Source organism: Fundidesulfovibrio putealis DSM 16056 (assembly GCF_000429325.1).
GTDB classification, from domain to species: domain Bacteria; phylum Desulfobacterota; class Desulfovibrionia; order Desulfovibrionales; family Desulfovibrionaceae; genus Fundidesulfovibrio; species Fundidesulfovibrio putealis.
In genome coordinates this window covers 167,044-188,592 of record NZ_KE386886.1, presented here as the reverse complement: position 1 = coordinate 188,592, position 21,549 = coordinate 167,044, and the positions used below count along the sequence as shown (strand labels likewise).

Annotated in this window: 16 protein-coding genes; 1 reads left to right on the top strand and 15 read right to left on the bottom strand. The window is 63.0% G+C overall.

Annotation, left to right across the window (positions count from 1 at the left end):
- Positions 1 to 25: 25 nt before the first annotated feature.
- From katG to G453_RS0120945, 10 genes are all read right to left on the bottom strand, one after another.
- The gene (gene katG, locus G453_RS0120990; RefSeq protein WP_027192619.1) at positions 26 to 2,218 is read right to left on the bottom strand and encodes a catalase/peroxidase HPI; all 2,193 of its coding nucleotides are present in this window, start codon (positions 2,216 to 2,218) and stop codon (positions 26 to 28) included.
- Between the two features lie 569 nt (positions 2,219 to 2,787).
- The gene (locus tag G453_RS0120985) at positions 2,788 to 3,825 is read right to left on the bottom strand and encodes an SDR family oxidoreductase (protein ID WP_027192618.1); all 1,038 of its coding nucleotides are present in this window, start codon (positions 3,823 to 3,825) and stop codon (positions 2,788 to 2,790) included.
- 90 nt (positions 3,826 to 3,915) lie between these two features.
- Positions 3,916 to 4,401: an asparaginase domain-containing protein gene (locus G453_RS0120980; RefSeq protein WP_027192617.1), complete on the bottom strand. Its 486-nt coding sequence runs from the start codon at positions 4,399 to 4,401 to the stop codon at positions 3,916 to 3,918.
- Positions 4,402 to 4,418: 17 nt separating this feature from the next.
- The gene (locus G453_RS25695; protein ID WP_084502653.1) at positions 4,419 to 5,939 is read right to left on the bottom strand and encodes an aspartate ammonia-lyase; all 1,521 of its coding nucleotides are present in this window, start codon (positions 5,937 to 5,939) and stop codon (positions 4,419 to 4,421) included.
- A gap of 5 nt (positions 5,940 to 5,944) precedes the next feature.
- The gene (locus G453_RS0120970) at positions 5,945 to 6,649 is read right to left on the bottom strand and encodes an ABC transporter ATP-binding protein (RefSeq protein WP_027192616.1); all 705 of its coding nucleotides are present in this window, start codon (positions 6,647 to 6,649) and stop codon (positions 5,945 to 5,947) included.
- Positions 6,642 to 7,427, bottom strand: coding sequence for an ABC transporter ATP-binding protein (locus tag G453_RS0120965; RefSeq protein ID WP_027192615.1), 786 nt, complete (start codon positions 7,425 to 7,427; stop codon positions 6,642 to 6,644). Before G453_RS0120965 ends, G453_RS0120970 begins: the two co-directional genes overlap by 8 nt.
- The gene (locus G453_RS0120960; RefSeq protein WP_027192614.1) at positions 7,424 to 8,467 is read right to left on the bottom strand and encodes a branched-chain amino acid ABC transporter permease; all 1,044 of its coding nucleotides are present in this window, start codon (positions 8,465 to 8,467) and stop codon (positions 7,424 to 7,426) included. Before G453_RS0120960 ends, G453_RS0120965 begins: the two co-directional genes overlap by 4 nt.
- Positions 8,467 to 9,360 carry a branched-chain amino acid ABC transporter permease gene (locus tag G453_RS0120955; RefSeq protein WP_027192613.1) on the bottom strand — a complete coding sequence of 298 codons (894 nt, stop codon included), beginning with the start codon at positions 9,358 to 9,360 and terminating at the stop codon, positions 8,467 to 8,469. Before G453_RS0120955 ends, G453_RS0120960 begins: the two co-directional genes overlap by 1 nt.
- 92 nt (positions 9,361 to 9,452) lie before the next feature.
- Entirely contained in the window at positions 9,453 to 10,589 is a 1,137-nt protein-coding gene (locus G453_RS0120950; protein WP_027192612.1) for an ABC transporter substrate-binding protein, read from the bottom strand.
- A gap of 208 nt (positions 10,590 to 10,797) precedes the next feature.
- The gene (locus tag G453_RS0120945; RefSeq protein ID WP_027192611.1) at positions 10,798 to 11,565 is read right to left on the bottom strand and encodes an IclR family transcriptional regulator; all 768 of its coding nucleotides are present in this window, start codon (positions 11,563 to 11,565) and stop codon (positions 10,798 to 10,800) included.
- A 478-nt stretch (positions 11,566 to 12,043) separates the two neighbouring features.
- Here G453_RS0120945 and G453_RS0120940 point away from each other — a divergent pair, with 478 nt between their 5' ends.
- A complete protein-coding gene (locus G453_RS0120940) occupies positions 12,044 to 12,838 on the top strand; it encodes a PEP-CTERM sorting domain-containing protein (RefSeq protein ID WP_027192610.1) in 795 nt (264 codons plus the stop codon).
- Between the two features lie 148 nt (positions 12,839 to 12,986).
- Here the strand turns inward: G453_RS0120940 and tdh are convergent, their stop codons facing one another.
- The 5 genes from tdh to G453_RS0120915 all read right to left on the bottom strand — a co-directional run bounded on the left by tdh (position 12,987) and on the right by G453_RS0120915 (position 21,518).
- Entirely contained in the window at positions 12,987 to 14,012 is a 1,026-nt protein-coding gene (tdh, locus tag G453_RS0120935) for an L-threonine 3-dehydrogenase (protein WP_027192609.1), read from the bottom strand.
- Positions 14,013 to 14,041: 29 nt separating this feature from the next.
- Positions 14,042 to 15,241, bottom strand: coding sequence for a glycine C-acetyltransferase (locus G453_RS0120930; protein WP_027192608.1), 1,200 nt, complete (start codon positions 15,239 to 15,241; stop codon positions 14,042 to 14,044).
- Positions 15,242 to 15,443: 202 nt separating this feature from the next.
- A complete protein-coding gene (locus tag G453_RS0120925; RefSeq protein WP_156921051.1) occupies positions 15,444 to 17,087 on the bottom strand; it encodes an SGNH/GDSL hydrolase family protein in 1,644 nt (547 codons plus the stop codon).
- Between the two features lie 213 nt (positions 17,088 to 17,300).
- Positions 17,301 to 18,050 carry an N-acyl homoserine lactonase family protein gene (locus G453_RS0120920; RefSeq protein WP_043647000.1) on the bottom strand — a complete coding sequence of 250 codons (750 nt, stop codon included), beginning with the start codon at positions 18,048 to 18,050 and terminating at the stop codon, positions 17,301 to 17,303.
- Between the two features lie 84 nt (positions 18,051 to 18,134).
- A complete protein-coding gene (locus G453_RS0120915; RefSeq protein WP_027192605.1) occupies positions 18,135 to 21,518 on the bottom strand; it encodes a UvrD-helicase domain-containing protein in 3,384 nt (1,127 codons plus the stop codon).
- Positions 21,519 to 21,549 lie beyond the last annotated feature (31 nt).

Below are 21,549 nucleotides of genomic sequence, written 5' to 3'. Positions count from 1 at the left end.
ATCGCTCAGATTGCCATGCGAACCATCAGGCGAGATCGAAGCGGTCCAGGTTCATCACCTTGACCCACGCCGCCACGAAGTCGCCAACGAACTTCTCCTGGGAATCGCCGCATCCGTAGACTTCCGCGATGGCCCGCAGCTGGGAGTTCGCGCCGAAGACCAGGTCGATGCGCGTGCCGGTCCACTTGGGCTCGCCCGTGGCGCGGTCAGTCCCCTCGAACAGGTTTTCGTCCGGGGTGGCCTTCCACTGGGTGCGCATGTCCAGCAGGTTCACGAAAAAGTCATTGGTCAGGGTCTCGGGCCGCTTGGTGAAGACGCCGTGCGGGGACTGCCCGAAGTTGGCCCCAAGCACGCGCAAGCCACCCACCAGCACCGTCATTTCGGGCGCGGTCAGCGTCAGGAGCTGCGCGCGGTCCACCATCAGCTCCTCCGCCGACACGGAGTATTTGGCCTTGAGGTAGTTCCTGAATCCGTCCGCCTTGGGCTCAAGCACCGAGAATGACTCGGCGTCAGTCTGCTCCTGCGAGGCGTCCGTGCGCCCCGGCGAGAACGGGACGGTCACGTCGAGCCCGGCGGCCTTGGCCGCTTTTTCCACGCCAGCGCAGCCGCCCAGGACGATCAGGTCGGCCAGGGAGACCTTCTTGCCGCCGGACTGCGCGCCGTTGAACTCCTTCTGGATGGCCTCGAGGGCGGCGAGCACCGTGGCCAGCTGCTCGGGCTGGTTGACCGCCCAGTCCTTCTGCGGGGCCAGGCGGATGCGCGCCCCGTTGGCTCCGCCGCGCTTGTCCGAGCCGCGGAACGTGGACGCCGAAGCCCAGGCGGTGGAGACCAGCTGGGAGACGGACAGGCCCGAAGCCAGGATCTTTGCCTTGAGGGTGGCGACGTCCCTTTCGTTGATCAGCGCGTGGTCCACCGGGGGTACGGGGTCCTGCCAGATGAGGGCTTCCTGGGGAACCAGGGGGCCAAGATAGCGCGAGCGCGGCCCCATGTCGCGGTGGGTCAGCTTGAACCAGGCTCGGGCAAAGTCGTTGGCCAGTTTTTCGGGATTGCTCAGGTAATTGCGCGCGATAGGCTCATAGATCGGGTCGAACTTCAGGGAGAGGTCCGCCGTGGTCATCATGGGGCGAAGCCTTTTGGACTTGTCGTGCGCGCCCTCCACCATGTCCTCGGGGGCCACGTCCTTGGCCAGCCACTGGTTGGCTCCGGCCGGGCTCTTCACCAATTCGAACTCGTACTTGAACAGGGTCTTCAGATACCCCATGTCCCAGGTTGTGGGGTTGGCTTTCCAGGCTCCCTCGATGCCGCTGCCGATGGTGTCGTCGCCCTTGCCGCTGCCGAAGCTGCTCTTCCAGCCGAGCCCCTGCTCCTCAAGCCCGGCCCCTTCCGGCTCGCGCCCCACATGCTTGGTGTCGCCCGCGCCATGGCACTTGCCGAAGGTGTGGCCGCCCGCCACCAGCGCGACGGTCTCCTCGTCGTTCATGGCCATGCGGGCGAAGGTTTCGCGGACGTCGCGGCCCGAAGCCACAGGGTCGGGATTGCCGTTGGGACCTTCCGGGTTCACGTAGATGAGGCCCATCTGCACGGCTGCCAGCGGGTTGTCGAGCTGCCGGTCTCCCTCGTAGCGCTTGTCGCCAAGCCAGGTGTCCTCCGCGCCCCAGTAGATGTCCTCCTCCGGCTCCCAGACGTCCACGCGCCCGCCGCCGAAGCCGAAGGGCTTAAGCCCCATGGATTCGATGGCGCAGGTTCCCGCGAGGACCATGAGGTCGGCCCAGGAGATCTGTTTGCCGTATTTCTGCTTGATGGGCCAAAGCAGCCTGCGGGCCTTGTCCAGGTTGACGTTGTCCGGCCAGCTGTTCAGGGGGGCGAGGCGCTGGCTGCCGGAGCCTGCGCCGCCGCGTCCGTCGCCGGTGCGGTAGGTTCCGGCGCTGTGCCAGGCCATCCGGATGAACAGGGGGCCGTAATGGCCGTAGTCTGCGGGCCACCAGTCCTGCGAGTCGGTCATCAGCGCGAAGAGGTCCTTCTTCACGGCCTCGATGTCGAGCTTCTTGAACTCCTCGGCGTAGTTGAAGTCCTTGCCCATGGGGTTGGACTTGCAGGAGTGCTGGTGCAGGATGTGCAAGTTCAACTGGTTCGGCCACCAGTCACGGTTGGAAGTGCCGCCGCCGGCCACCTGCCTGCCGGTCCTGCCTGTTACCGGACACTTGCTCTCATCGCTCATACGGTTTCCTCCCTGAGTTTGCACATTGTTTCATTGTCGTCCTGAATGCCATGAGCCCGATCCTCTGGTGCTGCGGCCATGCCGTTACGCCAGCAAGGCAGGGATTCAGCACTGGTTCCGGCTGATTCCTTCTGGCGTACATGACCTTCTGGATTTGCGTCCCTGGAATATAAATCACTTGTCCCAGGGATAATAAGCACATTCACAAAGCCATCATCGTAATAACTGTGCTCTACCGTGGGGACGACACGCTGACGACGTCCATCCGGTGCGGCCCGGACAAACGGCCTTAGGAATAACTCTTATCTACGGAAAATGGTTCTCCATGACAACAATTTTAGCATGAGAACTGAGGTGATGAGAACACGGCCACTGAACCAGATGACGCGAAATGGATGTCTTCATCGAATCATTCCGGTATGTTGGAGTGACAGTTTTGTGCTGGAAAGCGCTCATGATGAACAATATTTCATGTTCCGGGGCGGGGGAGGTGGGAAGCCAGAAATGAAAATGCCTCCCCATCCGGTTGGATGGGGAGGCATTTGAGCATGCTTTCTGAGGGCGCGCGATCAGGCGCTCCGCGCAGCCAGTTCGAAGTACCAGCTGGCGGCCATGTCCAGGCCTTCCTTGATCTGGATGAGCGGCTCGTAGCCCAGGAGCGTCCTGGCGCGGGTGATGTTGGCCAGGGAGTGGCGCACGTCGCCCGCGCGCTCTTCCCGGTAGACGGGCTTGGCCTTGGCGGCTTCGGGGTTCTTGGTGGCGGCCAGGTCGCGCAGCAGGACGTAGAGCTCGTTCAGCGTGGTGCGCGTCCCGCAGGCCACGTTGTAGGCCTTGCCGTGAGCCTCGGGGTGCTGGGAGACGGCGGCCAGCATGTTGGCCCGCACGGCGTTCTCCACGAAGCAGAAGTCGCGGCTGGTCTCGCCGTCGCCGTTCACGTACACGGTGTCGCCGCGAAGCAGCGCGTCGAACCATTTGGGGATGACGGCGGCGTAGGCCCCGTCGGGGTCCTGGCGGGGGCCGAAGATGTTGAAGTAGCGAAGCCCGATGGCCTGAAGGCCGTAGCAGGTCCCGAACACGTTGGCGTAGAGCTCGTTGGTGAGCTTGGTCACCGCGTAGGGCGAGAGCTGGTTGCCTATCTGCTCCTCCACCTTGGGCAGCACCGGGTGGTCGCCGTAGACGGAGCTGGAGGACGCGTACACGAAGCGCTTCACCTTGGCTTCCTTGGCGGCAGTCAGCATGTTCACGAAACCGCCCACGTTGACGCGGTCGGAGGTGATGGGGTCCTCGATGGAGCGGGGGACGCTGCCCAGGGCCGCCTGATGCAGCACGTACTGCACGCCGGTGCAGGCTTCGCGGCAGGCCGCCGGATCGGTGATGTCGCCTTCCACCATGCGGAAGTTGGCCCAGGCTTTGTCGCCGACGCTGGCCCGGACCGACTCCAGGTTGGCCTTGTAGCCGGTGCAGTAGTTGTCCAGGCCGGTGACGGTCTGTCCCAGGCTCAGGAGCTTTTCCAGTATGTTGGAGCCGATGAATCCGGCCACGCCGGTCACCAGCCAACGGGCGGGGGAGTTTTGCAGAGAAAGGGCGGCTTTGTCGAACACGGTCATCTCCTTGATGTCGAGTATGGACGCACTACGCCTTACCCTACACAAGAAGAAGCCCGAAGCAAACCGCCCCTTGCGGTGAAATCGGCAGAATCAGCCCAGGCTCTCGAAACGGCCCGCCGCGCGGTTCTTGCGCACCGTGCCCGCCTCGAACACCTGCCCGCTCATGCAGATGTACACGCCCGGCGGCAGCGACTGCACCGCGCCCACGGCGCAGCCCACGTTGAACGACGCGTCCGAGCCCTTGAAGCGGGCCGGGCTCATGGCGCCGGTGAACACGATGACCTTGTCGGCGATGCCCTTCAGCACCTGGGCGCTCTGGACCATGCTGTCCGTGCCGTGGGTGATGAGGATGAAGCGCTCGGGGTCTGCGGCCACGCGCTCGCGCAGCAACTGGCGGTCTTCATCCGTGAGGTGCAGGCTGTCCTTGCGCAGGACCTCGTTCACCGTGAAGCTGATGGCCGCCTGGGCCTCTTTCAGGATTTCGCCCGCCTGGGGCTCGCCCACCACGTAGTCCGAGAGGTCGTCGAAGTAGACTTTGTCGATGGTGCCACCCATGGTGTAGATGGAGAGATTCACACGCAGTCCTTGCTGGTCTAGTGGGTGTCCGGCGCGCCGCCGTTGTCCGGGCATTCCCCGGCAGGGGCGTCCAGTGAGACGTCGGGGCGGTCAGCCGTGAAGCACACGAATTCGCGCTTGGGCTCAACCGGCGTCAGCATGCTTTCGGGGTTCAGCACTTCGGTCAGGCGGCTTTCGTCCCATCCCAGGATGGCGCGGGCGGCGTCGCGGACGCTCAGTCCCTCGCGCGCGGCGTGCTGGGCGATCCTGGAGGCGGCGTCGTAGCCCACGTAGGGGCACAGGGCCGTGGCCAGCCCCAGGCTCTGCTCAACGTTCTGCCGACAGCGCTCCTCGTCGGCCTCGATGCCTTTGACGCACTTGTCGGCCAGCACCACGCAGCCCCGGCGCAGAAGCAGCAGGGAGTTGAACAGGTTGTGGGCCAGCACAGGCTCCATGGCGTTCAGTTCAAGCTGTCCGGCCTCGGCGGCCATGGTCACGGTGAGGTCGGAGCCGATCACCTGGAAGGCGATCTGGTTGACCACCTCGGGGATGATGGGGTTCACCTTGCCGGGCATGATGGACGAGCCCGGAGCCATCTTGGGCAGGCGGATCTCGCCCAGGCCGCAGCGCGGACCCGAAGACAGCAGGCGCAGGTCGTTGCAGATCTTGGAGAGCTTCACTGCCGTACGTTTCAAAACTCCGGAGAACTGCACGTAGGCCCCGGCGTCCTGGGTGGCCTCCACCAGGTTCTCGGCCAGGATCATGCCCTGTCCGCTGACCTGGTTCAGAAGCGCCACCACCAGCGGCGCGTACTCCGGCGGGGCGTTGATGCCCGTGCCGATGGCCGTGCCGCCGAGGTTGATCTCGCGCACCAGGTCAAGCGCCTCCAGCAGGCGCTGCCGGTCCTCGCGTACCATGAGCGCCCAGGCCCGAAACTCCTGGCCCAGCGTCATGGGCACGGCGTCCTGAAGCTGTGTGCGCCCGATCTTGATGACGTGGGCGAATTCCACGCCCTTGTCCTCCAGGGCCTTGGCCAGCCTGCCCATGGCCTTGTGCAGGGCCTGTCCCATGATGACCAGGGTCAGGCGGATGGCCGAGGGGTAGACGTCGTTGGTGGACTGGGAGAGGTTGACGTGGTTGTTGGGGTGCAGGAAGGCGTAGTCCCCGCGCGAGTGGCCCATGAGCTCCAGGGCCAGGTTGGCGATGACCTCGTTGGCGTTCATGTTGCTGGAGGTGCCCGCCCCGCCCTGGATCACGTCCACGCGAAAATGCCCCCGGTGCTTGCCCGCCATGATCAGGTCGCAGGCCTCGCGGATGGCCTTGGAGCGCGGGGCGTCCAGCATGCCCATGCGCTCGTTGGCCATTGCGGCGGCTTTCTTGATGGCCGCCAGGGCCTTCACGAACTCCGGGTAGTGCGAGATGCGCACCCCGGTGATGGGGAAGTTGTCGATGGCGCGCTGGGTCTGCACCCCGTAGAGGGAGTTGGCCGGAACGCGCACCTCGCCCAGGGAATCGGACTCCAGGCGGTACTGGCGGATGGTCTTGGGCGAGACGTCCATGCGGATCAACCTCCCAGGTAGGCCTCGCAGACCCGCTTGTCGGCGGCCAGCTCGCTGCCGGTTCCCTGCAGCACGATGGTTCCGGTCTCCAGGACGTAGGCGTAGTGGGCCACCTTGAGGGCCGCGAAGGCGTTCTGCTCCACCAGCAGCACGGTCATGCCGCGCTCGTTGATGGTTTTGATGATCTCGAACACGTCGCGCACCAGCAAGGGGGCAAGGCCCAGGCTCGGCTCGTCCAGCATGACCACTTCCGGCGCGCTCATGAGCGCCCGTCCCACGGCCAGCATCTGCTGTTCGCCGCCCGACAGCGTGCCGCCCTTCTGCTCGCGGCGCTCGCGCATGCGCGGGAACAGCTCGAACACCCACTCCAGGTCCTTGGCGATGCCGTCCTTGTCATTGCGGCTGTAGGCCCCGAGCATCAGGTTCTCGAACACCGAGAGGTGGCCGAAGATGCGACGGCCTTCCGGCGACATGACGATGCCGGACTTGACGATGTCCACGGGCGTGGCCGTGGTCAGGTCCTTGCCGTTGTAGGTGATCTGGCCCTTCTTGTTCTTGATGAGCCCGGCGATGGCGCGCAGCGTGCTGGACTTGCCCGCGCCGTTGGCCCCGATCAGGGTGACGATCTTGCCCTGGGGCACTTCCATGGACACGCCCTTCAGGGCGTGGATGCCGCCGTAGTGGACGTGCAGGTCCGTGAGCTTAAGCATCGGTGACGCACTCCTCTCCAAGATAGGCCTCGATGACCTTGGGGTTGGACTTGATCTCCTCCGGCGCGCCCTGGGCGATGGTGACGCCGTAGTCCAGCACCCACATGTGCTCGCAGATCTCCATGACCAGCTTCATGTCGTGCTCGATGAGCAGCACCGTCAGGCCGAAACGGTCGCGGATGGTGCGGATGAAGGCGATGAGGTCCTGGGTTTCCTGGGGGTTCATGCCGGCGGCGGGTTCGTCCAGCAGGATGAGCCCCGGCGTGGTGGCCAGGGCGCGGGCGATCTCCAGCCTGCGTTGCGCGCCGTAGGGCAGGCTGTTGGCCTGCTCGTTCTCCAGGTGGGCGAGGCCCACCACGTCCAGCAGCTCAAGCGAACGCTGACGGATGGCCCGGTCTTCCTTCAGGGCTGCGGGCAGCATGAACACGGACTGGAGCCAGTTGGTCTTCTGGCGCAGGTGGCAGCCGATCATCACGTTCTCAAGCACGGTCTCGTTGCCGAAGAGGCGGATGTTCTGGAAGGTGCGCGCGATGCCCGCCTTGCAGACCTTGTAGGGCGGCTGGCCCGTGAGCTCCACCCCCCGGTACACCGAGCGCCCGGACGTGGGTTTGTAGAACCCGGTGATCATGTTGAAGCAGGTGGTCTTGCCCGCGCCGTTGGGGCCGATGAGCCCGGAGATGGTGCCCTTTTTCAGCGTGGCGCTGAAGTCGTCCACGGCGGTCAGGCCGCCAAAGCGCATGGTCAGTCCCGATACTTCCAGGATGGTCTCGGCACTCATTTGGCGTTGCCTCCCTTGCCCAGGCGGCCAAACACGGCCTGCCAGCTGAATTCGCGCATGCCCATGAGGCCCTCGCGCCTAAAGAGGATGATCACGATGAGCGCCAGGGAGAAGACCACCATGCGCATGCCGGGGATGCCCGCGATCTCGAAGCCGCCGAAGCTCAGGGGGTTCTCCACCACGCGCAGCCACTCCAGCAGCACCGTGATGCCGACGCCCGCCAGCACCGAGCCGGTGATGGACCCCAGGCCGCCCGTGACCACGATCATGAGCACGTTGAAGGTCAGGGTGAACAGGAACATCTTGGGGTCGATGGTGGTCAGGAGGCTGGCCAGCAGCGCGCCGCCGATGCCCGCGAAGAAAGAGCCCACCGTGAAGGACAGGAGCTTGTAGCGGAAGGCGTCGATGCCCATGGCCTTGGAGGCGATCTCGTCGTCGCGGATGGCCTTGAGCACGTTGCCGGTGTTGCACTTGAGCAGCCGCACGATCACGAAAAGGCTGAACGCGCACCAGCCGAAGTTCCACCACAGGTTGGAGTAGGCCGGGATGCCCTTGAACCCGAGCGCGCCGTTGGTGATGCCGGTCAGGTTGGTGGCCACCACGCGTACGATCTCGGCGAAACCCAGGGTGGCGATGCCCAGGTAGTCGTCGCCAAGCTTCAGAAGCGGCATGCCAACGACAAGCCCGAACAGCGCCGCCACCAGCCCGCCCGCGAACACCGCCACCAGGAACGGGGCGTGGGCGGCCTGCACCCAGCCGTAGGCGTCCTCGATGATGAAGAGCATCTCTTTCTGCTCGGGACTCATGATCAGGATGGCGCAGACGTACGCGCCGATGGCCATGAACCCGGCGTGGCCCAGGCTGAACATGCCCGTGAACCCGTAGATCAGGTTCAAGGACAGGGCCAGGATGATGTTGACCGCGATGAGGTTCAGGATCTGGATCTTGTAGCCGTCCAGGTTGGCCTCGGCCCACCACAGGAACAGGGCCACGACGCCAGCCGCCAGAATGTTCAAAAGAATAGTGGTGATGCGGTTCATCAGACCTTCTCCTCCGCTTTGGCTCCGAAGAGTCCGGTGGGCTTCACCAGCAGGATGGCGATCAATAGGACGAAGGCGAAGGCGTCTCGGTAGCCCGCCAGGTCAGGGAAGAAGGCCACGGTCATGATCTCGATGAACCCCAGGGTGACGCCGCCGACCACCGCTCCCTGGATGGAGCCGATGCCGCCGAACACCGCCGCGATGAAGGCCTTGAAGCCCGGCACCGCGCCCATGATGGGCTGGAGCTGCGGGTACCTAAGCGCCCACATGATGCCGCTGGCTGCGGCCAGGGCCGAGCCGATGCCGAAGGTGATGGCGATGACCCGGTTGACCGGAACGCCCATCAGGTAGCTGGTCTCGATGTCCTTGCTGATGGCGCGCATGCCCAGGCCCGTCTTGGTGCGGTACACGATGTACACAAGCCCCAGCATAAGGAGCACCGAGAGCACCGGCACGAACAGCGTGATGGGAAGCACCCGCACGTTGCCCATGATGATAGGGTTCTCCAGCCATTCGGGGCGGTACACCGCGCGGGGGATGGCCTGGAAGAACACGATGGCCACGTTCTGCAGGAAGAAGGACACGCCGATGGAGCTTATCAGCGCGGAAATTCGGGGAGCGTCCCGCAGAGGACGGTAGGCGATGCGGTCCACCATGATGCCAAGGCCCGCCGTGAAGGCGATTGACAGGGCAATTGCCAGTGGCCAGGGCAGGGCGAAGAGGGTGGTGCCCCAGAAGACGAAATAAGCGCCCAGCATGAAGATTTCGCTGTGGGCGAAGTTGATCAGGCGCAGGATGCCGTAGACCATGGTGTAGCCGATTGCGACGAGCGCGTAGAGGCTTCCCAGGGTGAGGCTGTTGAGCGCGTGCTGGATGAACGTTTCGAAATTCATGAGAAAGTCCTTTTGTGGTGCCGTGAGTGGGCGGGGAGGACGTATGTCCTCCCCGCCCGGATGGTCGTCAACGGCTCGGGGCTCGCTTCGGCTTACAGCTCGGGAGCGACTTCGCCCACGTAGACCTTCTTGCCGTCCTTGATGGTGATGAGGCCGATGGGCTTCACCGCGTCATGGGTCTCGTTGATGGTGGTGGAACCGGTCACGCCCACAAAGTCCTTGGTCTCGGCCAGGGCCTTGGTGATGGACTCGGAGTCGTACTTTCCGGCGCGCTTGATGGCGTCGATGATGATCATGTAGGCGTCGTAACCCAGGGCCGCGTTCACGTTGGGCTCTTTGTCGGCGGGGTGGGTCTTCTTCCAGTCGTCGGTGAACTTCTTGGCCGCAGCGTTCATGTTGGCCATGGAAGGATCATAGGGGAAGGTGGTGTGGACGAAGCCCTCGACGGCGTTGCCGCCGATCTTGGTGATCTCGGGGTTGTCCATGGCGTCGCCGCCCAGGATCTTGAAGGTGGCGCCCAGCTCCTTGGCCTGCTTCATGATGACAGCGCCTTCGGCGAAGTAGGAGGGGATGAACAGGACGTCGGGCTTCTCGGAGATGATCTTGGTGAGCTGCGCGGTGAAGTCCTGGTCGCCGGACTGGTAGTTCAGGGTGGCGACCACGGTGCCGCCCAGCTTGGTGAAGGACTTCTTGAAGAAGTTGGACAGGCCCACGGAGTAGTCGTTGGCGACGTCCACCAGCATGGCGGCCTTCTTGGCCTTCAGGGTGCGGGCGGCGTAGGTGGCCGCGCCGGCGCCCTGCAGGGGGTCGATGAAGCACACGCGGAAGATGTACTTCTTGCCCTGGGTCACCAGGGGGTTGGTGCAGCTGGTGCCGACCTGGGGCACGCCGGCTTTCTCGGAGACTTCGCCGCCGGCCATGGCCAGGGAGGAGCCGTAGGTGCCGATGATGGCCTGGACTTTTTCCTTCTCGATCAGGCGCTTGGTGGCGTTGGCCGACTCGACCTTGTCGGACTTGTTGTCCACCACGAACAGCTCGACCTTCTTGCCGAGCACGGTTCCGGCTTCCTTGTGGGCCATCTGCACGCCCTCAAGCTCCAGCTGGCCGCCGAAGGCGTTCTGGCCGGTCAGGGGAAGGAACACGCCGATGCGGACGGTGTCATCCGCGGCAATCGCCAGGGAGGCGAAGCCAAACATCATTGCCAAGCACAGGGCCAGAATCCGTTTCATTCAAGTTTCCTCCACGTTGTGCGTTGACTCCGGCGCGAAGACCGCCCGGAGCGGGTGCAAGATGGTCCGATCCGAATACCGGGAGAAGGCCTCGCGGCCCGCCTCCGTCTGCCTGACGCCGCACCCTCCCGCCCAGGCCGCCTCGAAGCGGAGAGCAGGGCTTGAGCGTGCGGACTTGGAAACGCTGTTGTCGCTACTCGGGGCGGCCCTAGAGGGTCACCACCGCCGAAATCTTTTTGGCCAGCTCCACCAGATAGGGGGCGAAGCGGGTCTCGAATTCCTTCATTGAGTACTGGTCTGTGGTGGAGTCGAAGCTGACGCCGCCCACCACCTTGCCCGTGCGAAGCGAGAAGAGCGGCGCGCCGATGGCGATGAGGCCGGGCACGAACTCCTCGTTGTTCACGGAGTAACCCTGTTCGTGGGCTTTTTCCAGCTCGGCCAGCAGGGCGTCCTTGTCCACGATGGTCTTGTCCGTCTTGGGGGCCAGCTCCAGGCGGTCCAGCAGCTGGCGCAGCTCCGTGGGGTCCATGAAGGCCATGGCGGCCTTGCCGGTGGCCAGGTAGTGCAGGGCGGATGAATAGCTGAAGGAGCGGAACACAGAGGTGTCACGCGATTCGTGGCGGTATATGAGGTAGATGGCGTCGCCAGCCACCACGCCCACGTCCACGTGGACGCCGTGCTTGCGGAAGGCCTCCTCTACGAAGGGCTTCACCTGCTTTATCATCTCGCTCTTTTCCATGATGGCATGGGCAAGCGAGAGCGCGCGCACGCCCAGGTGGTACAGGCCGGTGCGCTCGTCGCGGCGCAGGTAGCCGAGCTCGCGGAAGGTGTTCACGTAGCGGTAGACGGAAGTTTTATTGAGGCTCACGCGGCCCGCGATCTGGCTCAAGGTGAAGCCCTCGTCCCCGACGCCGAAAATGTCCAGGATTCGCAGGCCTTTGGCCAGAGTTTCCGAGGCGTTGTCCTTGCCCTTCACTGGGAAGCTCCTGAATCCGATAGTTGGTGTCGATGCGGGTGGCCAGGCGCGAATGGCGAGGTGTTTGCGTTCCTGTGGGCGAAACGATTCGCGTCTGGCAGGAACGAATTATGCTTTCAGAGTTTCTTTGTCAACAGTAATAAAATTTACAATTCTGTGAATGGATTGCCTGCCCGGAATGAGCCCTGGCCTCCTGAGAGAGGGCGTGAAGGCGCGGTTCGCTCCGGAATGCGCAGGCGCTTGAGGGCTTGCTTTGGAAAGGAAGGACAGCGGGTTGTCTGGATGGGAATCTTTACATGTAACTGTCGGGAATGTTTACAAGCATGTCTGGCTGGCGAGAAGGAATTGTTCCGAAAAGCATATGCCGACCCGCAAGAATGCTGGATGATTTGGATAGGTTACACGTAGGCATCGATTTTGCTAACCGAACGCGAAATCAAATACAGGCATGAGCCTGGGACAATACAAAAGGGGTACTATGAAAAAGGCAATTTCTCTTCTGTTCGTGTTGATGTTGCTGCCTGTGGCAGGTTTTGCGAATTCGATCATGCCCGATTTCGCCGATGTTCCGAACGGCTGGGTGACTGACCGGTATCAGCCGAATACCTTTGCGAATATCGGCACCTTCCAGGGCCGCGACAACGTCCTGGAAATCGGTATCAACCGGGCTCAGGGCATTTCCGCCAGGCCGGGTGCCTACCAGAGCATGTTCTATAATACCCAGGGCATGAATTATGCTTTGACGGGCGGGATAGGGTCCGTTCTGTCGGCCGATCTTTGGATTGAGGAAAGCTGGGCCGATGCAAGTAAGGGCACGGTGCGGTCCGATATGTGGGGCGTAATGACAGACGGTTCTGCTGTCTCTGGTTATCCCATCATCGGTTTCACCAACTATGGCGGTGCTGCCCGCTATCGTGTGTACGACGGTGATGTTGCAGGTGGTTGGGTCGATCTTGCTACGTCGGTGAGCTACGACGACTGGACGAGCTTCGCCATCCTGTTCACCGGCACTTCGTTTGAATTCAGCATCAACGGCTCCCTGGTGTACACCGACACAACGATTGCCAATACAATCGGGTTCAGTGCGGCTATCATGCAGGCCTACAACTTCTTCGATCCAGCCCTTGGCAGCCTGGTTGCCAACAACTACGAAGCCCGCTGGTCCAACACCCCCGCCCCCACCGCCACCCCCGAACCCGGCACCATGATCCTCATGGGCGTAGGCGTTCTCGGCGCGGTCTTCATGCGCAGGCGCTCCCAGAAGGGCAACTAGGCTCTCCTGCCATCTTCCATGAGTGCACGGCCCCGCTCCGGCGGGGCCTTTTCTATTTTGAAGCGCATTGCGCGTCCACGCAAAAAGGCGGGCGGACCATGCCGGTCCGCCCGCCTGAGATGGCAACGGCGAAGCGCAGTTGTTTCAGCTAGGCCCAGTCCAGGATCACCTTGCCGCTCTGGCCGCTGATCATGGCGTCGAAGCCCTTCTGGTACTCCTCGATGGGGAACCTGTGGGTGACGATTGTCGAGATGTCCAGCCCGCTTTGCAGCATGGCCACCATCTTGTACCAGGTCTCGAACATCTCGCGTCCGTAGATGCCCTTTATTTCCAGTCCCTTGAAGATGACGTGGTTCCAGTCGATGCAGGTGTTCGCGGGCGGAATCCCCAGGAGCGCCACCTTCGCTCCGTGGTTCATGCTCTCGAGCATGGCCACGAAGGCCTGGGGCGCGCCGGACATCTCCAGGCCCACGTCGAAGCCCTCGGTCATGCGCAGATCAGCCATGACGTCCTTCAGGTTTTCGCGCGAGACGTTCACGGCGCGGGTCGCTCCCATGGTGCGGGCCAGGTCCAGGCGGTAGTCGTTCACGTCGGTGATCACCACATGGCGCGCGCCCACGTGTCGGCAGATGGCCACGGCCATGATGCCGATCGGCCCGGCTCCGGTGATCAGCACGTCCTCGCCCACTAGATCGAAGGACAGGGCGGTGTGCACGGCGTTGCCGAAGGGGTCGAACACGGAGGCCAGGTCGTCGGAGATGTCGTCTGGGATCTTGAAGGCGTTGAAGGCCGGGATGGACAGGTACTCGGCGAAGGAGCCCGGGCGGTTCACGCCCACGCCGAAGGTGTTGCGGCACAGGTGCCTGCGCCCGGCGCGGCAGTTGCGGCAGAAGCCGCAGGTGATGTGGCCCTCGCCGGACACGCGGTCGCCGATCTCGAAGCCGCGCACCTCCTGGCCGAGCTGCACGATCTCGCCCACGTATTCGTGGCCCACGTGCATGGGCACGGGGATGGTTTTCTGCGCCCAGTCGTCCCATTTCCAGATGTGGACGTCCGTGCCGCAGATGGCGGTCTTCTTGATCTTGATCAGGACGTCGTTGTGCCCGACCTCCGGCATGGGGACGTCGATCAGCTCGAGGCCCGGTCCGGCGTGGGTTTTAGCCAGTGCTTTCATATGGGTGTCCGTGTCGTTTGCGTTTCGGGTTAGATCGCGCCCAGGGCCTTGCCCACCTTGGCGAAGGCGGCCACGGCGCGGTCGATCTGTTCGGGAGTGTGCGCGGCGCTCATCTGGGTGCGGATGCGGGCCGCGCCCTTGGGCACCACGGGGTAGGAGAAGCCGATCACGTAGATGCCTTCCTTCAGCAGTTCCTCGGCCATGCGCCCGGCCAGCACGGCGTCGCCAAGCATCACCGGGATGATGGGGTGGTCTCTGCCCGCCAGGGTGAAGCCGTGGGCCTGCATGGCAGCGCGGAAACGGGCGGCGTTGTCGCGGACTTTGGCTCGCAGGGCTGCTCCCTCGGCGCTGTCCAGGAGGCCCAGCACGGCAACCGACGCTGCGGCGATGGACGGAGCCAGCGAGTTGGAAAAGAGGTACGGCCGCGAGCGCTGGCGCAGAAGGTCAACGATCTCCCTGCGGCCTGACGTATAGCCGCCGGACGCGCCGCCCATGGCCTTGCCGAGCGTCCCGGTGAGGATGTCCACCCGGTCCAGCACGCCGCAGTGCTCGTGGGAGCCGCGGCCCTTGTCGCCCACGAAGCCCACAGCGTGGGAGTCGTCCACCATGACCAGCGCGCCGTACTTGTCGGCCAGGTCGCACACGCCCTTCAGGTCGGCGATGATGCCGTCCATGGAGAACACTCCGTCGGTGGCGATCAGCTTGAAGCGCGCGCCCTCAGCGTCGGCCTCTTTCAGCTTGGCCTCCAGGTCGGCCATGTCGTTGTTTAAGTAGCGGAAGCGCTTGGCCTTGCACAGGCGCACGCCGTCGATGATGGAGGCGTGGTTCAGCGAGTCGGAAATGATGGCGTCCTCGGCGGAGAGGAGCGTCTCGAACAGGCCGCCGTTGGCGTCGAAGCAGCTGGAGTAGAGGATGGTGTCCTCGGTGCCCAGGAAGGCCGAGAGGGCGCTTTCAAGCTGCTTGTGGATGGTCTGGGTGCCGCAGATGAAGCGCACCGAGGCCATGCCGAAGCCGAAGCGGTCAAGCCCCTCCTTGGCTGCCTGGATAAGGCGCGGGTCGTCGGCCAGCCCAAGGTAGTTGTTGGCGCAGAAGTTCAGCACGTCCGCACCCTGGGAGAGGTGGATGGTGGACGACTGGGGGCTGTCGATGACGCGTTCGGATTTCTGGAAGCCGTCGGCGCGGATCTGGTCGAGTGTCTGGCGCAGATGGGACAGGAACCGTTCACGCATGGTGGACTCCTTTTTGGGGCTCTGCCGGATGATCGGCGTTCATAGCCCTCTGTGGAAGCGCAGGCAACTACTCCAGGCGGGGCGCTCAGGCAAGGGGGGGAAGGGAGGGTGTTCAGTCCGTTTTGAAAATTATCGCCCGATGTGAAGCGTGGGTCGGACGGGGCCGTGGACGAAAAGAACTATTGCCGCCCAGCGCACCGCGTCATGGTAGTTGCGTATGGAAAAGTATGTTGTCTTGGTAGCTGAACAGTTGCGCCTTCCCGGATAGTTTGATGCGAATGCGTTGAGGACCATCAGCTGCGTGACAATCGAAATAGTATCGTGAGCCAATCGGAGACCATTCCCCTGTGCTCTTGTAGTTGACGAGTTCAGATATTTTTTTCCACGTCCCACCGGTGAATTGTTCCACGACGACCATGCCTTCGTTGGAAAAAATCCTGGGGAAATAGTCAGTATGGCCATCACAACTGTCAGAGGCGATGGATACTTCTAAAGTTCCGTCGCTTTCAATGTCACTTCGAGAGATAATCTTGTATGAGGTCCCTTTTCCGGAGTCGTCATGGGTCTCGTCAAGATACATCAGGTTATGCCACTCGGTGTCGTATGTCTGGACAGCATGTGACGATTGTGTCGGGAGTCCGAATCCAGAGTAGTATTCTCCCCACCCGATGCAGTAGGAAAACTCCTTATCCATGTCTGGAGGGGATGGGATCTGGCATTGTGCAGCGTGTTTTGCGAGGCGGGGGTGGGTTCTTAACTTCTCGAAAATTTCGCGTGCGATAAAATAGTTGAAGAACTGAGTATAGTGAAGTTCATCGACGAATATTCTGTATGCGAGGGGAGCTTGCTGGAGCAGCGCGTCCGTCCATGGCTGCATGTCGATGAGTGGCGTGTCGAGTTTTTGCGATATGCCGGACAGTGATTTCCGAATATATGACCGTCCGAATTGAAAGAGTGGGATGTTGTATTTGAAAGGAATGTTCTTTCTGGTTGCGTTGAGGTTGTCGCTGGCAATCCATCCATAGTTCACAAGGGCGACGTCGATCCCCTTGCTTTTACGCTCGACAATGAACTCGGAAATATTCTCGGAGAAGCCAAACGCCTTCATTTTTTGATCCAGAATGTCTGCAGAGAAGAAGGCATCAACGTGGGTTCTGATGGTTTTGACGAGTCCTATGTCGTTCAGGCGGTCAAGAAGCAATGATGAGTCGTGTCTGAGGTAGGGGCTGCTCGTCGCGGTTGGCTTTGCGTTGAGACTTATCTGGCGCGTAAGGATGTTTCGTTGCTTTATCGCATCTTCGATGTTCTCGATCGCTGCTGCTGCAATGACGTCGTTTGTGCCATCCATGACAATGTACAAGTCAGGATCAAGGATATCGAGTTCTTTTTCCGCACGGAGTTTGGTGTGCCAGCTGTTATACCCCATTGCTCCTGCGTTGATCACTTCCACTTTTATATCGCAGTTGGCCAGTGCGAAGGTGAACATGTCTTGCAATATCGCTGGATACGATAGCTTGGGGTTGTCAATCCCGATGGTCGTCGATCCGCCGACGCATATTATTCGAAGAGTTCCTGGAGCTTTATTCATCGAGTACGTCTTGTTGGCGTATTGGACTTCTCCTTCAAGGCTGGAAGATTTCGATTTAAGTCTGTACCCCAATTTCTCATCAAGTTCATACGCGCTGCCAAAAGCCGGACTCGAATTGTTCTGGTTTTGCGTGGGGGTGGCTGGCGCAGCGATAAATCCTTGAAAAACAAACCATGAGTACACTTCTGCAATGAGAAGTGTATTAATTATCGTGATAAAAACAAAGATTGTGGTCTTGGCGACTGTTTTTGAATACATTGTCGTGCAAATCATGCGAATCCGGAAAGATTGGCGGCTGCCTGGGGTTGGTATTTTCCTGGCAGGGCTGCCGGGTTGTTGAGGCCGCAATTCGAGTTGATGCCCGGCACAGCGGTCTTCGCATGAGCCTGGCATGGCACAGGCGCTGTGCCCTTCGTGATGGCACAGCGCCCTGTTCTTTTAGCGCCACCCCGTCCTCACCGCAGTTTTCAGCTATCCGATGGGGTCGCCTTTGGCGAAACTCGGCTCGTGCAGGGGGATGATGATGTCGGCCATGTCCCGGCATTTGAGCACGATGTCGTAGGCTTCTTTCACGTCCAGGCAGGTGGACGGCGGAATGACCTCCATCCCGAGCCCCTTCACTTCCTTGGGCGGGTAGAAGTTGTCCATGATGCAGCAGAAGGAGGTGATGAGCGCCTTGCCCTTCTCGGTGTCCACCATCACGCTCATGCCGCCCTCGGTGTGGGCCGGGGTGTGGATCATTCTCACGCCAGGGACCACTTCGGTGTCCTCGGTCAGCGCCACGATCTGCCCGTTTTCCTCAACGTCCAGGATGAAGTCCTCCTGGTAGCGGTAGTCCATGGGGTGCGGGTCGTGGCAGATCTCCAGTTCCTTCTCGTGCACGTAGATCTTCGCGTTCTCGAACTTGTAGTCGTTCTCGCAGTGGTCGCGGTGCAAGTGGGTGTGGATGACGATGTCGATGTCCGCCGGGGTCAGGCCGAAGCGGGCCAGGCCCTCCTCGATGGTCTCGATCTTGCCTCCGATGAACTCCTCGCGGTCCGGGGTGACGATGGGGCGCAATTCGCCCGTGTCCACCAGGATCTTCTTGTCGCCGCCCAGGATCAGCCAGGCGTACAGCGGGATGACGTAGGGGGTGCCCATCTGCTGCTGGTAAGTCATGAAGCCTTTGTCGAAACGCTTGGAACCCGCCACGATGGGGTGGATTTTGTAGGTGGCGCTCATAAATTCTCCAGGGATGATCGTGATCTGTGGGGAGCAGATAGCCATTGCGGGAGTGTGTGGCAAGCCCGACCGGAATAGGAGGAATTAGATAAGACCCAGCTGTTCTTCCTTGCGCACGGTCCTGGCCACCAGGTGCGAGCGGCTGGCCGCGTGCAGGTCGAGCTTTTTCAAAAGGCGCGAGGGCTTGAGCATCAAAAGCCGACCGTAGAGCTCGCGCTTCTCGGCGTGGCTCAGGTACAGGCGGGTCCTGGCGCGCGTCAGGCCCACGTAGAACAGGCGCTCCTCCTCGCGCTCGTCGGGCGGGGTCTCGGAGGCCGAGAGTTTCCCCGTCAGCATGCCCATCCCGGCAAAGGGCAGGATGCCGTCCTCCAGGGCGGGCATGAACACCACCTCGAACTCCAGCCCCTTGGAGGCGTGCAGGGTCATGATGCGCACCTTCTCGGCGCGCCGTCCCACCAGTTCCAGCTCGCTCTGGGCGTTGACGTGGCTCAGGAGCCCGGCCCAGCCGCCGTGCTTGGCGTAGGCGTCCACCAGCTGGCCGAACTCCGGGCTTTGCCAGAAGAGGTGGTCGAAGGGCGCGACGTCGCGCAGGTAGAAGGCGATCTCTTTCGGCCCCTTGGCCAGCACCCGGTCCGGGCAGGCCAGGGTGAGCGCGCCCTCCATCCCGGCCATGCCCAGGAATCTCCCGGCGGCGTTCAGGATGGCCTTCACCCGCGAGTCCGCCCAGAAGGCCTCGGACTCGGGCACGGAGCAGGGCACGCCAAAGCGCGTCAGCACCTTCTGGATGGGCTCCATCAACCCCCGGAAGCGCACCAGGATAGCGATGTCGCCGGGGGAGAGGTCGTGGTGCTTGCCCCGGCTGAGGGTGCTGGAGGTCGGCCCCAGGAGCTGCCTGATCTTTTCGGCCATCCAGGAGACCTCGCGCAGGGCTTGCGGAGCGGTAAATTCCATGATTTCGCCCCGTCCGGACTGGGACACTGGGCGCATGGCCAGGAGCTTGCGCGAATTCGGGAACAGGCCGTGTGCCAGGTCGAGGATGGGCTGGGTGGAGCGGTAGTTCTCTTCCAGGGCCACCACGGACAGGTCGCGCCAGAAGCCCTGGAGCTCGCGGGCCACGTCCGTGACCGCGCCACGGAAGCCGTAGATGGACTGGTTGGGGTCGCCGATGCCGAAGAAGGAGCGCGACTGCCCGTCGGCCAGGGCGCGGATGATGGCAAGTTGCAGAGGCGAGAGGTCCTGCACTTCGTCGGCCAGCACGTGCTTGAACCCATTCTCATAGATGCCGGATTCGATCTTCTCCAGCCAGAACTCCAGCAGGTCGGTGTAGTCGGCCAGATTCCAGGAAGCCTTCTGCTTGGCGTAGCGCGAGGCGTGGTCTTCGAGCGTGAGCCCGCCCGTGGGGCCTCCGGTCTGGCCGCCGGGGTGGCCACCAGGGTGGCCGGACGCCTGGGTAAGGGGCGCTGCGCCGACAGCGTCCATGGCCGCGCTCGCCGGACGGTCGCCAGCCGTGAGGCCAGACGCGCCTCCGGGCGGATCGGCCTGGACCAGGGCAGACGCCTCCAGGGCGGGCTTGGGCTGGCCCGGAGCCTTGGGCCACACGGGCAGGGGGCGGCGGCGCATGCGCTCGCGGTCGATGGTCAGCTGCTGCCAGGCCTGCTTGAGCCTGGGGCCGGTCAGCTCCGGGTTGACCTCGGCGAACAGTCTGCGCGCGGCCTCGTCGGACAGGAGCACCGGTTTTTCTCCGTAGGCTTCGGTCCAGTATTCGTGTGCCAGGGCGTGCAGCGTGTCCGCGCGCACGGGCACGCCGTCCAGGCGGTCCTTGAGCTCCTGGGCCGCGCGGCGGGTGAAGGTAACCACCAAAAGCGACGCGGGGTCCGCGCCGGGCCTGGGCCTGTCGCCGGTGTTCACGCCTTCCAGCAGATGGCGGATGCGCGCGATGAGCGTATGGGTCTTGCCGGTGCCGGGTCCGGCCAGCACCAGCAGGCGCTGGTCGGTGGCGGTGGCGGCGTGGCGCTGGCGTTCGTTCATGGATGGGGGAGGCGGGCTGGGTGTCGTGGGATTCTTGAGGCTCCGGACAGCGGCGGCTTCCCCGGCGCGGGCCTCATCCGGGGTCCGGACCGCGCCCGGCTGAACCGGGTCTCCCGGCACGTCGCCGCTTCCGGTATTGGGCGGGCTGACCAGAGCCGTTCCTCGCACCAGCCGGGCCAGCTCGTCCGGGCTGAAAACCCGGATGCGCCCGTACTGGCCGTCGAAGCCGGGCTGGCGGAACACCTTGCCCTGGCGCATGCGCGACACCGCCTCGGCCAATATGGGAGAATCCTTGGCCAGATCCTCAAGCGGCGCATCCGACAGGATGTGCAACTCCGGCCCCAGGCGCGACAGCAGCCGGGCCATGTGGGCCTTGACCTTCTTGGAGGTCGGCCCGACCCCGTAGATTTCGCCCAGCACTTCGTTCAGCGGGATGAGCGACACGAATCCCGGCGCACCCTGGGGCTTCACGGGCTGCTCCCGGTCGGCAAGGTCCATCACCCGGTGCAGGACGCCCACGGTGAGGGGCTTGCCGCACACCGGGCAGACGCCGCGCTTGGCCTTGGTCTCGTGCGGGTCCATGACCACGCCGCAGTCCAGGTGGCCGTCCAGGTGGTATTTGCCCTCTTCGGGGAAGAACTCCACCGTGCCCAGGAAATCGTGCCCCACGCCCTCGCCGCGCAGCGCCCGGTAGATGCCCTCATAGGACACCGGGCCGGAAAAGAGGTTGGCCTCGCGCCCGAGCTTCTCGCCGGAGTGGGCGTCGGAGTTGGAGATCAGGCGGTAGCGGTCCAGGCTGGAGACCAGCCAGTTCATGTCCGGATCGGATGAAAGGCCGGTTTCCAGGGCGAAAATATGCGAAGAGAGGCTGCCGAAGCACTCCTCCACCGAATCGAAGCCGGATTTCGAGCCGAAGATGGAGAACCAGGGCGTCCAGATATGCGCCGGAACCAGAAAGGCCAGCGGGTCGGTCTCCAGGACCATCTCCAGCAGGTGGCGGCTGTCCAGGCCCAGGATGGGGCGCCCGTCCGAGGCCAGGTTGCCCACGCGCGCGAGTTTGGCGTTGAGCTTCTCGGCGGCCTCGAAGGACGGCGCGTAGACCAGGTTGTGGACTTTGCGGACCTTGCCGCCCCGTTTGTAGATGGAGCTTATTTCGGCGGAGAGGATGAACTTGGCGTGGCCGGGCAGGGGATATCCGGTAAGCCAGGGGATTTCCGGCTCCAGGCCCTGGGGGTCTGCCAGGCGCAGGAGCCCTTCGCCGTCCGGGACGAGCTGGGCTTTGAGATCCTCCAGCCATTGGGGATGGGTGAAGTCTCCCGTGGCCACCACGTCCAGCCCCTTGGCCCTGGCCCATGCGGCCAGATGCCTGGGGGTCAGGCCCTTGCTGGTGGCTCGCGAGTATTTCGAGTGAACGTGGAGGTCGGCCCGGTATTGATCCATGTCGCCCCGCTTTCCTGCTTGGGGCAACCTA